The 15,214-nt window shown below is 38.4% G+C and carries 13 protein-coding genes and 1 riboswitch; of the genes, 7 read left to right on the top strand and 6 right to left on the bottom strand.

Going from position 1 to position 15,214, the window contains the following annotated elements:
• Positions 1-181 precede the first annotated feature (181 nt).
• Positions 182-667, top strand: a complete 486-nt coding sequence (gene rraA, locus ASU03_RS14910) for a ribonuclease E activity regulator RraA (RefSeq protein ID WP_057832578.1) — start codon at positions 182-184, stop codon at positions 665-667.
• 50 nt (positions 668-717) lie between these two features.
• On the opposite strand, the gene ASU03_RS14915 is transcribed toward rraA, so the two are convergent.
• The 5 genes from ASU03_RS14915 to orn all read right to left on the bottom strand — a co-directional run bounded on the left by ASU03_RS14915 (position 718) and on the right by orn (position 7,770).
• Positions 718-2,331, bottom strand: coding sequence for an EAL domain-containing protein (locus tag ASU03_RS14915; RefSeq protein ID WP_057832965.1), 1,614 nt, complete (start codon positions 2,329-2,331; stop codon positions 718-720).
• A 101-nt stretch (positions 2,332-2,432) separates the two neighbouring features.
• Positions 2,433-2,966 (bottom strand): hypothetical protein, encoded by a 534-nt coding sequence (locus ASU03_RS14920; RefSeq protein ID WP_057832579.1) that lies wholly within the window; start codon positions 2,964-2,966, stop codon positions 2,433-2,435.
• Entirely contained in the window at positions 2,966-4,822 is a 1,857-nt protein-coding gene (locus tag ASU03_RS14925) for a tetratricopeptide repeat protein (protein ID WP_231731597.1), read from the bottom strand. Before ASU03_RS14925 ends, ASU03_RS14920 begins: the two co-directional genes overlap by 1 nt.
• 198 nt (positions 4,823-5,020) lie before the next feature.
• A riboswitch (cyclic di-GMP riboswitch) is annotated at positions 5,021-5,103 on the top strand.
• Between the two features lie 262 nt (positions 5,104-5,365).
• Entirely contained in the window at positions 5,366-7,147 is a 1,782-nt protein-coding gene (locus tag ASU03_RS14930; RefSeq protein WP_057832581.1) for a DUF885 domain-containing protein, read from the bottom strand.
• A gap of 77 nt (positions 7,148-7,224) precedes the next feature.
• Positions 7,225-7,770 (bottom strand): oligoribonuclease, encoded by a 546-nt coding sequence (gene orn, locus ASU03_RS14935; protein ID WP_057832582.1) that lies wholly within the window; start codon positions 7,768-7,770, stop codon positions 7,225-7,227.
• Positions 7,771-7,867: 97 nt separating this feature from the next.
• Between orn and rsgA the strand changes: the two genes are divergently transcribed.
• The 5 genes from rsgA to ASU03_RS14960 all read left to right on the top strand — a co-directional run bounded on the left by rsgA (position 7,868) and on the right by ASU03_RS14960 (position 13,670).
• Positions 7,868-8,926, top strand: a complete 1,059-nt coding sequence (gene rsgA / locus ASU03_RS14940) for a small ribosomal subunit biogenesis GTPase RsgA (RefSeq protein ID WP_057832583.1) — start codon at positions 7,868-7,870, stop codon at positions 8,924-8,926.
• Positions 8,927-8,989: 63 nt separating this feature from the next.
• Positions 8,990-9,829, top strand: coding sequence for an archaetidylserine decarboxylase (asd, locus tag ASU03_RS14945; protein WP_057832966.1), 840 nt, complete (start codon positions 8,990-8,992; stop codon positions 9,827-9,829).
• 150 nt (positions 9,830-9,979) lie between these two features.
• Complete coding sequence (locus ASU03_RS14950) at positions 9,980-10,360, top strand: BlaI/MecI/CopY family transcriptional regulator (protein ID WP_057832584.1); 381 nt, start codon at positions 9,980-9,982, stop codon at positions 10,358-10,360.
• 18 nt (positions 10,361-10,378) lie between these two features.
• Complete coding sequence (locus tag ASU03_RS21830) at positions 10,379-12,538, top strand: M56 family metallopeptidase (protein ID WP_057832585.1); 2,160 nt, start codon at positions 10,379-10,381, stop codon at positions 12,536-12,538.
• A 109-nt stretch (positions 12,539-12,647) separates the two neighbouring features.
• A complete protein-coding gene (locus tag ASU03_RS14960) occupies positions 12,648-13,670 on the top strand; it encodes an alpha/beta fold hydrolase (protein ID WP_057832586.1) in 1,023 nt (340 codons plus the stop codon).
• On the opposite strand, the gene ASU03_RS14965 is transcribed toward ASU03_RS14960, so the two are convergent.
• Positions 13,663-14,583: a cation diffusion facilitator family transporter gene (locus ASU03_RS14965; RefSeq protein ID WP_057832587.1), complete on the bottom strand. Its 921-nt coding sequence runs from the start codon at positions 14,581-14,583 to the stop codon at positions 13,663-13,665. The two genes, ASU03_RS14960 and ASU03_RS14965, sit on opposite strands and share 8 nt — an antisense overlap.
• A gap of 137 nt (positions 14,584-14,720) precedes the next feature.
• Here ASU03_RS14965 and trmL point away from each other — a divergent pair, with 137 nt between their 5' ends.
• Entirely contained in the window at positions 14,721-15,185 is a 465-nt protein-coding gene (trmL, locus tag ASU03_RS14970) for a tRNA (uridine(34)/cytosine(34)/5-carboxymethylaminomethyluridine(34)-2'-O)-methyltransferase TrmL (RefSeq protein ID WP_057832967.1), read from the top strand.
• Positions 15,186-15,214: the final 29 nt, after the last annotated feature.

Here is a 15,214-nt window from a genome sequence, read left to right on the forward strand (position 1 = left end):
CACTTAAAGCCAGCCGTTGTCGAAAAATGAATTGAGATTTTAGTAGGCAAAGGTCGTGCTATTAAAAAGGCTTTTACCCTTTAATTCAAGTAATACCCGCTAAATATATAATAGGTTTTATTTTATTAATAACAATATATACTGATCTTGAATATTATCTTCAAATAAAAAGAGAGCTTGCATGCAATATAACACCTCTGAATTATGTGACTTTTATGCCGATTTAATTGATGTTGTTGATCCTATTTTTTGTAATTATGGTGGTTTCAGCTCATTTGCTGGCCAAGTTGTCACGGTAAAGTGTTTTGAAAATTTAGGGTTGATAGCTGAGTTAGTGACGCTTAATGGCAAAGGAAAGGTGCTAGTTATTGATGGTGGTGGTTCAACCCGCCGTGCGCTTATTGATATTAATATTGCCCAGTGTGCGGCTAGCAACGGTTGGGAAGGTATTATTTGTAATGGTAGTGTTCGCGATGTTGATGCTTTAGAAGACATAGATATAGGTATTCAGGCACTCGTGGCAATTCCTGTCGGGGCAAGTGATCAAAGTATTGGCGAAACTGATATTGCTATCAACTTTGCTGGCGTGACTATACTACCTGATGACCATATTTATGCCGATAATACTGGAATTATACTGTCACCTGAAGCGCTAGATATTGAATGACCTCAGGGCTAATGCTAAGGCATCAACCTTAATCCTATAAGTCGATGAGTTTAATAAATAGACGGTTTAGCTTTGGGTGGAATTGATTCTGGGTGCTGTAAGTACCAATTTTCTAGCCAAAGTTCTATTTCCTCAGGTACCACTCCTGGGTGAATAATGTCTCCCTGAATTAACTCTCCGCCCATAGCTATATAAGCTTTCGAGGCATCATGCCGGTCAATGTTAGTACCAATAAGTGGGATTTTCATGCTGCGTGTTAAGGTAACAAGTGCATTGGTAATGGCCTTATCTACTCGATTGCTACTGTCATTGCTTAATTGCTGACAATCTACCTTTAATTGATGTATGGCCATTTTACGGACATATCGTAATGATTCATAACTGCCAGAAAAGTTAGTAATAGAGATTTTTATTTCTAATGATTTAAGTTGATCTATTATATTTTTTACCCGCTGACTTGCATTAAGCATAACTTGCTCATTCAGCTCAATCATTAAATATTTACCAGCTATGCCATGCTGTTGTAGCTTTTCTTCAATAAAGTCAACTAAATCGACTTCAAACAAATTTTCACTCACTAAACTGACGGAAATACACTGATAGACACCAATACGGTGTAAAGTATCAAGCGTGGTGAAAGCTTGCTCAAACATATACTTTGTTAGGCGATACAGTTCGCCACTTTGCTCTGCGAGCGTTGAAAAGTCGGACAGTTCAAGTGGTTTATGATTACTTTGCTCATACCAATGCACATTTAATTGAAAACCAACAATATGGTAATTATTTATATTAACTTGCGGCTTTAAATAGCAAAACAACTTTTCATCTTCTATATCTTGACGAAGTGATTCCATCCGCGCCAACTGACTTTGTGTATATAAAACACTACTATTATCAAAATAACTAATCACTTGCTGGGATTGTAGTCCGTTGAGTAATGCGTCACCCGCATGGGCAATTACCTCTTCAACACTATTACCAAGCTCTCCCGAAATGGCGAGCCCAAAGGCCAGTTCAAAGTTTAAAGAAAAACTTTTAAAGCTCAAAGCATCAGGAACTGCATCACCAAGCTGTTGACACAACTCATTCAACATACTTTTATCATCGAAGCGACTATCCGTTAAATTATATACCACTAAAAACTGTAAGCTTTGCAAGCGAGCAATACGGACTGGCTCAAGGTTATGAGAAAAGTTCAATAATTTCTTATTGTTAACTATTTTTTGTCGCAAACAATAAGCAAGCTGAAGTAATAAAACATCTGAATTGTGATAGCCTAATAAACTATTTACTTGTTGAAAATTAATAGGTTGGAATACCACAGCAGCATAACGTTGCCCTACACTTGCTTTGATTGCAGATGTAAATATTTTTAATGCTTGTTGGGCGGTAGGTAAGTTAGTTGCGGGATCATGGGTATAACTAAAGAGTTCTTCGACACTGATAGTTTCATTGCTAGTATTGCTAGTGTCTGAGCTAAAGAGCTTTTGAGTAAGCAGCCAAGCGAGAGTAATGGCGATAATAATAGCAACAATATAGCCAGTTATTGCCATTAAGCCCATAGGTAATTGCTCTCGATAAAGCTGGGAAAATAGGGCTGACAGGGCTACTACGGCGATAAAAACAATAAATAAAAAAAAGTACTTGGCGTTAAAACGACTCATATTTAACCACACCCCATCCTGGTAAATATTACGAATAAAAAAACCAGCCTAATAAAAATAGAGTCTTTTGTACAGAAATTCTAATTACTTAAGCAGTAAACTTAAGAGATGCACACACTTTTTTTATTTTTTGATGATACATTATTACTCTCATCAGTAGTTAGTAATGCCTCAACTAAAAAAAGAAAACCGTTTAAATTGTCACTGGACCAATAACGCTGTAGTTGTTTATCACCCGTAACGATTAATGCGACAAATTTATTATAAGCCACACTATCATGGTTTTCAAAACACTTTTGGCTTACCGCTTTAAAGCGGCCTTTTCCTTTCAGGCATTCCCTAAAAATAATACTGTAATTATTGATTAATGGGCTAATCAACTCAAGGTGTATGATGAGCTGTTCATATTCACTTGCTGTTGCCTGCACTTTTAAACTTGCCAATCTAGCTTTAGCAAATTCTTGACCTCGGGTAGCAACGAGTATCATAGAGTCAACTAAGGCTTTATTTTCTTTGCGGGTAGCTATACTGTCGCGTTTTTGGCTTATTAACTGTCGCTGTAGCTTCTCAGCGCGAAGGAAAAAAAAGATACTAATCACTACAAAGGCAGCGGTTATAATTAAAACAAAAAACATTAAGACACCTTAGACTGATTAACTGGCTTGATGTTAACAGATTCAGCTATATGTGCCAAAAATAGATAGGGATCAATATCTTTATAGTCCGGCGTCTTTAATGAATATTTCATTGTGATGCTAAAACGACCTAAATTAGCAAAGGCTCGACTATTTAAGGCTTGTACCAGTTTATCCAGTTTCATATGCGCCTCCGCGCTACTTACGTGTTCAAACATCAATAAATACTCCCCTTGATTCAGTAAGCCAGCGTAATCAAACTCAGTTAATTGTTCATTGATTAAGCTGGCTATATCTTTAGTTACTTCCTTAATGCTTTTATTATTGAAATGAAAAGTCAACTCTTGCCAGTTTTCTACCACTAGATAGCCGACACTCAAGGGGTATTGAAATTTACGGGCTTTTTTAAAAGCCAATTGATAATCAAATTTAGTTTGCATCGGCCCAGTCATGATATAACTCGGTTTTTCAATTTCTTCATAGGCTAAATTTATTCGTTGTGTTTTTAACCTCAAGAAAAAGCCAAGTAAGGTAATCAACAATATACAAACCAGGGCAGATAAACTAATAATAATGGTGCGTTGCTTTTGGTATTTACCAACAAAACTACTCGATAGCTCACTGTTTTGTGCTAATTTAACTGCCAACTTTGTTGACTCATGCAAAGGCTCAACGATTGCCTGTGGGTCGGTAATTAAATATGATAACCCATGAGCTAAAGTGGCAGATTTTTTCATATCTTTCAGTTTAGTTAATAGTACCTTGCTATGTTTTTCCCGCCAGAGGTAAGCGCTTTGATAATTATTATCAGCAAGGTACATCTCGGCAACCATACGATAAAAGCCAGCGTACTCTAAGGAAATATCTTCACCGTCCAGTAATCGTAATACCTCAACTAACAGTGCATAACCGGCACTATTTTGTGCCATTGCTAACCTTGCGCTGGCTAAAGCGACCATACTTTCAATTTGTTCATCAAGCATGTCATTGTGCTTAAATATAGCAATAGTTGGCTCTAGTGATTCAATGGCTTCATGAAACTGCTGTTGAGAAATTAAAACAATACCTAAACCTTTACTGGCATAAGCAGCACTAATTGGCGCAGTCTTATTTTCAGCATAGCTTTTAGACTGCCAAAAAGCATTATAAGCATCATCAAAGCGCTGTAAGTAGAAATAGGCATAGCCTAAATATAAATAGGTTTGATCCAGATTGTCCAATAGCCCCATTTCAAACCTTAATTTCAAAACCTTTAACTGCATAGTCAATGATGTTTGATAATCACCCAAGTGATGATAGACCAAGGACAAAATAGTTAATAACTCAATATGTTCAGTCAATTCACTTTTGTTAATTCCTCGTGCAACTTGTTGTAAATCAGCTAAAGCAGCTTGATGTTCTCCCAGCATAGCAAACGCGACGCTACGATAACTAAGCAATAGTAATTGATGTTTTATATTACGGCTATATTCACTATTATTTACTGCCGTTTGAATCAGAATGAGTAGCTGTTGATGCTTTTCTCTGGCAACATAAACTTCCGCAAGTTTTAACAAAAGCGACAACTTTATTTTTTTATCCCTACTATTGACCGATAAGCCACTTTGAGCAAAGTCATGTACTTGGTTGATATTTGCTTGATTGCTAGCCACATTAGCCGCGAGTAAAAACACCTTGGCTAGGATATCATTGGAGTAATTTTTGCGGTTATCAAGAATTTTTTCTGATAGCTTTTTTACCGTATCAGCATTAAGGCTTTCACTATTGACTTTTAGCAGTTTCAGCACTTGATTACTCAATATGATTTGCTCAGAAGAAGGCTGAGCATAAGCATTAACTGTAAATAATGAAAACAATATGACTCGTTTAAACGTCAATATTATCAAAGAAAACAACTGCCAATTAGTCATATTCATACCGTTAGTGATTGAAAAAAAACCATTGAAAGTTATCCAATAGTATTTGTTACTATTTTTAACCTATAAAGCTAAGCAAAAGTAGCCTTTTCGGTTTACATTTATATAATTCACCCTATAATGAAGTTGAGCTTTACAGCTTGATAAGGGCAAATCTAATGAAAGTTAGAGACGCAAAGTTACCGGTCTAAAGGGAAACCTATGATAGCGGGACTACCAAGTTTAGATATAGTGGGGGCTTATCTTAATTCGATATTCTACTATCTGTTTCTTCCGTTTTCTTTGCGTGCTCCCTCTCCCTTAATTTCTTAAGGTTAGTTAAACTCCTCATTAACTGGACAAGTTACTTTTAAATTACTGATTGATTATCAATTAAGTAACTGATCGTATCGCTTTATTACCCCAGTAATCACCTCACTAAGGGACGTGTTTAAGCCGAAAGTTACCTAAGGTAAATCTGGCTATGCCCTGAGATAAATAAGCTTATTTATTTTGTTCAGTTTGCTCATCGATATACTGCATAACGACTTTATCCATCATAGATAATGGCATAGAACCATGCTTGAGCAATTGATCATGAAAGTCTCTTAAATCAAAATCTTTTCCTAATGCTTGCTCTGCTGCTTTACGCAAACGTTTAATCGTTAATTCGCCCATTTTGTATGACAATGCTTGCCCTGGCCAAGAGATATAGCGATCTATTTCTGTGGTAACATTGTGCAATGACAAAGCAGTATTACTCGCTAAAAAATCAATGGCTTGCGCTCTACTCCAGCCTTGAGTATGTATACCGGTATCAACAACTAAGCGGCACGCTCGCCACATTTCATACGTTAATCGACCAAAATTATGATAGGGGTCTTCATACATGCCTGCCTCAATGCCAAGATATTCCGAGTACAAGCCCCAACCTTCGCCAAACGCTGAAATGTAAGTACGGTTACGAAATTTTGCTACATTAACCATTTCTTTAGCTAAAGAAATTTGCAGGTGATGACCTGGCACAGCCTCATGGAGTGTTAGTGCGGTTAAGACATAAAGTGGTCGACGGTCAAGCCTATAAGTATTAACCCAATAGTTACCTGGCTGATCATCTCTAGATGAACCCGCATATCGACCCGTAGTATACTTGGGGGCAATATTAGCCGGCACAGCCATAACACCATAAGGCGTTCTTGGTAGTGTTTTAAAGAGCGCAGGTAATTTAGCATCCATTTTTTTAGCTATAAAAGCAGCCTCTTTTAATAACTCAAGTGCCGTGGTGGCATAAAACTGAGGGTCGGTACGTAAAAATTGCACAAAGTCGGCAAAAGTCCCATCAAAGTTCACTTGCTCAATAACAGCTTCCATTTCAGCACGTATACGCTTTACTTCTGCAAGACCTTGTTGATGCACTTGCACTGCTGTCATAGGCAAGGTGGTATAATGCCTCAACCTATTTTGATAATAGGCTTCGCCATTTGGTAAAGAGCTGGCGGCAATATTATCTCGGGCATTGGGTTGGTATTCATTCACCATAAAGTCATAATAAGCTTTATATGCTGGCATAACTTTAGTGCTCAAAATATGCTTAGCTTGTCGCTGTAAATCTTTTTGCTGGCTTGGCTTAATAAAGGTAGACATGTTATGAAACGGTTTATAGTAACCACTCTCAGTGACATCTTCTTTAATATAAGCGGAGATAGATTGCTCAAAGCCGGTAAGAACAATTTTAGGCTGGCTAATTCCGTATTTCAGTCCTTCTTTCATCCAGTGAGTTTGCTGTAAAAAATAGTGTGGTAATGCCGCTAAACGTGCTAAATAATCTTGGTAATCAGCCAAAGTTTTAAAATCAATTTTTGTGGAAATATTGGCTATCCAAACATGAAAACCTGACTCGGCCATGAGTGGCATGTAATGTTCTTTGTTAGTGTAACTATCTAACTGGTTTTTTAGGCTATAAGTGAGTACCGATAAATTAATCTGATTATCTTGGTTTAATTTTTCATCATCTAGGGTAATTAACTGCTGATATATAGCCAAGCGCTGTTGATATTGCCCTAATAAAGTCTCTGCTGATAGGTTGGGTAATTTAGCATTGTTACCACCTACCTCAGGCTGATTAAAAGGACTTGCTTGTAGATAAAACTCTTCATGTATTTGAATAATACGAGCTAATTTTTGCTCTTCACTATTGTGATTCTTAGCTATATTCGTGGCATTGCTGGCATTAGTTTGGCAAATACTCAGTGCAAAAAGCACTAGATAACTGATTATATTTTTCATTGGGCTTACTCAAAAAGAAAGGTGGCACGATAATTACGCTATATAATTTTTGTGCCTTAGTTTTTTGTCTGTTAAAACTATAGTTTGAAGAAGAGTTCTCTATAAACTTTTAACTCGGCAATAGACTCTTTTATATCATCGAGTGCTAAATGTGCGCCGGTTTTAACCACGGAATTTAGCACTTCTGGCTTCCAACGCCTAGCCAGCTCTTTTATAGTACTAACATCTAGATTACGGTAATGAAAATGCTCTTCGAAGTCAGGCATATACTTATTTATAAAGCGCCTATCTTGTCCGATACTATTACCACACATAGGAGATTTACCTTGCGGTACCCATTTTTTCACAAAAGCCACACTTTTTTCGGTGGCATGCGCCAAGCTTACCTCGCTATCACGGCACCTTTGTGTAAGCCCAGATTGACCATGATGTTCAATACACCATAGGTTCATATTATCTAGCACTTTATCACTTTGACTGATGGCAAATATTGGCCCTTGCGCTAAGATATTTAAATGACTATCAGTGATAATAATAGCAATTTCTAAAATAACATCGTCTTCAGGATCGAGTCCCGTCATTTCCAAATCAAGCCAAATTAAGTTACTGTCATTACCCGCCATAAAGTTCCCTTAAAAAAATGCACAGCATTCATATATAATTGTTAGTATAATACGCCAGAACTAAGTTGGATCAAATTAAATAGTATGAATAATTTACATGTCTAAATTAAAAAAACTGACCAAAGGTCAGCAAATACGTATTAAAGCTAATCATGATAAAAAGCTGCATGGGAAAAACACTAAAAGTAAAGATAAAGTGCAGTGGGATGATGGCGACCTCGGCGCTCCTGAGCAAGGAGTGGTCATTAGTCGCTTTGGTCAGCACGCCGACGTTGAAAATAACCAGGGTGAAATTTTTCGCTGCAATTTACGCCGTTCGATAGCTTCCCTCGTCTGTGGTGATAAGGTGCTATGGCGTCTAGGTACAAAAAACCAGCATAGTATTACCGGCATTATCGAAGCAGTACATGAGCGTGATACCGTGTTAAGTCGCCCCGATGTTTATGATGGGGTAAAACCTATCGCGGCTAATATCAGCCAAATTCTGATTATCTCTTCGGTATTACCGGTTTTTAACAGCGATATTATTGATCGCTATTTAGTCGCGGCTGAACAGACCGGTATTACCCCTGTCATCGTACTCAACAAAACTGACTTGTTAGACAGTATTTCCACCGACGAACAAGCCGCAATCAAAAAGCAATTACAAATCTATCATGATATTGGCTATCAAGTGCTTTATGCCAGTTGCATATCTCTTGACGGTATTGAGAAACTAAAGCTACAACTTGCTGAACATACCAGTATTTTTGTCGGTCAGTCTGGTGTAGGTAAGTCAACCTTAGTCAATGCCTTAATGCCTGAATTAGGGGTATTAACAAAAGAAGTCTCAGAAAACTCAGGTTTAGGGCAACATACCACCACAGTGGCACGCTTATATCACTTTATTGAGGGTGGTGATTTAATTGACTCTCCGGGTATTCGTGAGTTTGGTTTATGGCACTTAACCCCTGAACAAGTTTGCCATGGTTTTATCGAGTTTTCGGATTATATTGGTCTATGTAAATTTCGAGATTGTAAACATCAAGCCGATCTCGGCTGTGCCTTAATAGCCGCGGGAATGAATGAAAAAATAAACCCTGTTCGCCTAGCGAGTTTTCAGCGTATTTTAGCTAGTCTCAATGATAATACATTAACCTCACGTTTTAATAATTAAGGAAACCGAGTGTCTACAAAAAACAATCTTAGCGATAAAATTAAAATTGCCTGGCAATACATTATGCCTAAACACGCTATTTCACGTTTAGTAGGTAAGTTTGCGGCGGCAAAAATGGGTTGGTTAACTACTAAGCTTATTAGTCTATTTATTAAGGCTTACGGTATCAATATGAATGAGGCGAAATTAAAAAACGCCAGTGATTTTGACACCTTTAATAACTTTTTCACCCGTGAATTAGCCGACGGGGCTCGCCCTATTGATGATGATAACAATTCCATATGCTACCCCGTAGATGGGGCCATTAGTCAACAAGGTGATATTGTTGACGGTCAGCTTATCCAAGCAAAAGGTTTCAATTACAGTTTAACCTCTTTACTTGGTGGTGATGCCGCAACAGCAGCACCTTTTCAAGGCGGTAAATTTTCGTGTATTTATCTTGCGCCAAAAGATTACCATCGCATTCATATGCCCATGGCCGGTACTTTGCGGGAAATGATTTATGTGCCAGGGGAACTGTTTTCTGTCAATCCACTAACGGCTCAAAATGTGCCCGATCTTTTTGCCCGCAATGAACGTGTTGTCGCTATTTTTGATACCGAATATGGCGAACTGGCTATGGTATTAGTCGGTGCAACAATTGTTGCTAGCATTGAAACAACCTGGGCAGGTGTTATTACCCCACCCGCAGGCAAAGACATCTTCAGATGGCAATACCCTAAAGAGGGCATCAACGCTATTACTTTTGAAAAAGGTGATGAAATGGGCCGCTTTAAGCTAGGTTCAACGGTAGTTAGCACTTTTGCCCCGAATATGTTGAGTGAATTTGCCGCCAATGCTGGCCCAGGTACTGTAACTCGTCTTGGCGAGGTTTATGCTTCACTAGATAAATCAGCAAAATAGACCTTTTACTCAGTACGAATATCAATCAACAAAACGGTTGCTCATTTAGTGTACTCGATATAAGCTTAGACGAAATACGATTAAATTCGTAACGAGTCTAAGTATTATAAAATAATTAGCCTAATAAAAACGATCAAAAAGGAAGTGTACATGGCGCATGATAATTCTCCGGTGAAACCCACAGAGGCAGAGTTAACCTTACTCAATGTTCTTTGGAAAATGGGGCCCGCTACAGTACGACAGGTTCATGATGTTGTTAGTTCAACGCAAAAAACAGGCTACACCACCGTATTAAAAATACTGCAAATTATGCATGAAAAAACATTAGTCATTCGTGATGAAAGTAATCGCGCACACGTTTATGCTGCTGCTAATAGCCAAACACACACACAAACATCACTTATTAGAGACCTAATAAGTAAAGCTTTTGGTGGCTCTACCTCGAAACTAGTAATGCGTGCTATTGATGACTCAACCAGCACGCAAGAAATTAAAGATATTCGTCAGCTGTTAAACTCATTAGAAAAATAGTAAGACTCTACTTTAATTATGTTTGAACAATTATTTAATAGCCCTTTTTTATATAGCTTATCGTTAACCTTAGTGCACTTTTTGTGGCAAGGTTTATTGGTGGCATTTATACTAAAGTCCGCATTATTTATTATTGATAAAAACAAACCAATATTACGCTATGCCTTAGCAACATTGGCCATGTTAACAAATGCATGCCTCGCTATACTTACCTTTGTCATGGTCTATCCTGACACCAATTCAGGCATTAACAGTAACCTCAGCCCTATTCCGTTAACAAGTTTAGTCCATGAGTTAACCCAGAAGAATGCTTTATTAAATTACCATGAATTACTGCCCTCGATATTAGCTTACTCCTTGCCTTACCTGTCATTACTTTGGCTGGCGATAATTACTGCACTTGCCTGCAAGCTCTTAATTGAGGTTCGAAATGTAAATAATTTACCTATGTATGGCAGTGTTTCCCCCTCTGCTGCTTTACTAGCGCGCTTTGATGAATTAGCTCAGCAAATAAAGTTAACAAAAACCCCTAAGCTACTTATCTCATTAAAAGCCGAAGTACCCATGGCCATAGGTTGGTTAAAACCCGTAGTATTACTACCCGCTAGTATGGTCACTGGCTTAAGCTCGGCTCAACTTGAAATGCTAATTTTGCATGAACTAGCCCATATTCGTCGCCATGATTATTTAGTTAATTTTCTGCAGACACTTATCGAGTTATTATTTTTCTTCCACCCGAGTGTGCATTGGATAGGCAAACAAATACGCAATGAACGTGAATATTGCAGTGACGATATTGCGGTGCAACATTGCGGTGATGCCCTTGCCTATGCGCACACCTTAACTGATACCGCCTCGTTATGCGCTAAAGCGCATTTTCATACCATTCCAACGATGGCAATGGCCGCAACAGGTGGTGATTTAAAAGCGCGAGTACTTCGTATTGTTGATCACCATTGTGCACCGAGCAATAATGCTAGCAAATGGCTCGCTGCTATTAGTCTTTTACTGGCATTAACCTTACTGAGCATAAATCAATTACTCACCATGCCATACGCCCAGCAGCTAAATAATCATTTCCCTTGGCAAAAAAGCAATGCCTTTAGTCCGTATATTTTTCAAAAAAATGTTAGCGCAGTAGACCTCAATAAAACCCTATTCAAGCAAGAAAACACTAAAATAACCAAGGACTCAATTGCTCAGCAGCTGTTAAATCGGCAAGTGATTTCTATTAATAGTTCACCGATTAATCCTGCTAATAGTCAAAGTGATGTTAATCGAGTAAGACCTAATGATATTGTATTAGCGACTACAATTATTGAACCCTCGTTCCAACAACAAGAGCAAGTTATTGCCGAGCCCATAATAAAAATGGCAGCGGCTACTATGCCTAGCAAAATAGCTAGCAAGGATAAAGTACAAATACCTAAAAGCACTTTTGCTGATAAACAAAAAAAATCAGTTAATGTCTCGTTTAATAGCCGTATAAATAAAACTCAACATAAAGTAACTAATCCGGCAGAGGATGGCTTAAACGATAAATTAACGGCTGAAAAGGCCATACTCAGTGTTAGTGTGGTAGCACAGAGTCTAACAAAGACTAGCGCCACCATGGTTGCTCCAACGCAATCAAACTCAATAACAAAAGTGACTAAATCAACAGCAGCTGTCAACTTAGCAGCGGTATCAGCTACGCTTGATTATCCTGAGCAAGCTAATCGGCATTTCCCAGTACAATTCAATGCTAAATTTCCGAGTAAAAACAGCTCTTATGCACAGTTCTCATATCGCCAAGAGCTCAACGAATTAGCAGTACAGGATGGGCTATATACCGCATCACATGCTCTGGCTTCAACAACTGCTCTAATAAAGAAGACCAGTAAAGAAACCATAGCAACACCTAGGTCACAGGTAGCAAAGCTGTTGAATTCAATCAGCCCTGTTTATCCAAACTTAGCTAAACGCCGTGGCATAGAGATAGAAGTAAAAGTAAATTTCACCATTGATCATAATGGTAAGATAAAAGATATTCACTTTAGCCAGCAGAGTAAACTTATCTATTTCAAATCCGCTATCCGTTCAGCCCTGCGAAAGTGGCGTTTTAGTCCAGCAACTAAAAACAACCGAAATATTGACAGTAAAATGAGTAAAATATTCTCTTTTAGCTTGCATGCCTAACATGCTTTAAGGCTCAAGGTAAGGCGTAACCCTACCCCCGAAACTAGTCTATACCCGAATATACTTACCTCAACAATCACTGATTTCACCTGACTTATTAAGGTCCCACTTGAGCCAATCATCACAGTTTAACCAAGAAAAGAACCTTCGGGGTAAGCTGCCAGATGAAATAACATCTTTCTGGCAACAAGGCTTATTTCATTCATTTTCTGGTATGAATGCAGTCAGCATTCACTATGCACAATTTATTCAGCCACAAGAGCAACTGCCAACTATCGTTATAGTACCTGGGCGTGGTGAAAGTTATTTAAAATACCAAGAGCTAACCTTTGATTTATACCAGCAGGGCTATAATATTTTTATCCTTGATCACCGAGGTCAAGGTTTATCAGGGCGTTTACTGGCCAATTTAAATAAAGGCTATGTTGATAAATTCCAACACTACGTTGATGATTTTCACTACTTTATTGAAAATATCGTTACGCACCACTGTTCGGCTAAACCCTACCTATTAGCTCACTCAATGGGTGCTACCATTGCCACCCGCTTTATGCAAGACTCACCCAATGCCATTGCAGCAGCAGTAATTTCATCCCCTATGTTAGGCTTTAATTCAGGTTTATTACCTACATCTATCGCTAAAAAAATAATAGCCACTAAGCTGACACTCAATAGCTTAATCAGTAAAACACCTTGGTATTTTTTTGGACAAAAAGACTATTCTACGGTTTCATTTAGCAAGAATAAGTTGACCCACTCGAAGCCGCGCTATCAACTTTTTATCGACTTATACAAAAAAAACAACGTCATTCAACTTGGTGGGGTTACTACGCACTGGCTAGCCCAGAGCATTGTGGCGCAAAACGATATTTTAGCTAACCTGGCTCAACTGAAAACACCGATATTATTGCTGCAAGCAGGACGTGATAGCGTTGTTTGCCAACAAGCGCAAAATGATTTTTGTCAGCAGTTACATGAGCTACAACCACAATCTTGCCCTAAGGGCATACCAAGCAGGATTGATGGCGCCTTTCACGAATTATTCTTTGAAATTGATGACTATAGAAACAGCGCCTTAACCCAGACTATGACTTGGTTTAAGCAACATAAAACTGCTTCAGCATTTAGCTAACAGAGTCTTTTGACTGCTCACTTTGCACTACCGAGCTAGGATCATGATGAATAAAGACTTCACAAGGGGTAAGCAGTCGACAAATTTCATCTTCAATTTCATCGCCTATGCTATGCGCTTCAAATAATGATAAATCATCACTTAATTCTAAATGAAACTGCACAAAGCGCTTCACGCCCGACTGCCTTGTTCGTAACTCATGAATACCCATGGCTTGGCCGTTACTTAAAACAATAGCTCTTATTTGCGCCAGTTCCTCATCACATAACTCACTATCCATTAACTGGGAAACACTTTGTACCATAATTTGACCCGCGCCAAAAACAAGATAAAGAGCGACCAATATGGTGAACACACCATCAGCGTGTAACCATATACCTTGACTTAAGATAATTGCGGCTAGAACCCCTAAATTTAGCAACAAATCCGATTGATAATGCAAGGCATCTCCACGGATAATAATGGAGCCAGTACGCTTTATCACGTAGCGCTGAAAAGTGACTAAACAAAGTGTTAGGGCAATAGCGATAATCGTCACCCAAATAGCCACTTCACTTTGCACTATCACTTGTGGATTAAGTACCCGGTAGACGCCACTGAAAATAAGGATAATGGCAGAGCCAAGCACAAACGATGCTTGTACTAACCCCGCTAAACTTTCCGCTTTACCATGACCAAAACTATGCTCTTTATCGGCTGGCGCAAGGGCAAAACGCAGAATAACAATACTCATTAGCGAAGCGAATAAATCTAAAATCGAATCAGTGGTAGAAGCGAGCATGGCACTAGAGTCAGTGACCAGCCAAGCATAGAGTTTAATCACCACTAAGATCAGCGCTATTGACGTAGAAGAGATAGCTGCCCGCCGTACCCATAATGCATATTCGTCCGTTGATATTGAACTTATCGCCATAGCCAATCCTTGAAGAAAATTAAGAGTAAAAAGTCATTTGTGTTTATAGCCGCTACCAATCAAGCAGTAATTTTCACAGTGCATTTTAAGTGGTAACAAGTATATAATAACAAAATTTTTATCAGATGATGATTGTTATGCTAGATGTTGTACTTTTTCAACCACAAATCCCGCCCAATACCGGTAATATTATTCGTTTATGTGCAAACTCAGGCTTTCGTTTGCATTTGATTGAACCCTTAGGTTTTGATTTAGAGGATAAAAAATTACGACGTGCTGGTTTAGACTACCATGAATTTGCCGCAATACAACGCCATGCAAACTTCAAAGCATTTATGGATAAAGAACAGCCCAAGCGAGTATTAGCCATAACAACTAAGACCAATAATTTTTATGGCGATGTTACTTTTCAGGCGGGGGATTATTTATTGTTTGGCTCAGAGACGGCGGGATTACCCGAAGAAGTTCGTGTACAAATCCCAGATAAATATAAAATTAGAATTCCGATGTTAAAAGAAAGTCGTAGTATGAATTTATCAAACGCCGCAGCGGTAATTGTTTACGATGCTTGGCGCCAGTTAGGTTTTCCAAACGCGGTATAATAAACTGGGTATAAAGTAACGGTAAATCA

Source organism: Colwellia sp. TT2012, assembly GCF_001440345.1.
In the GTDB taxonomy this organism is placed as follows: Bacteria; Pseudomonadota; Gammaproteobacteria; order Enterobacterales; family Alteromonadaceae; genus Colwellia.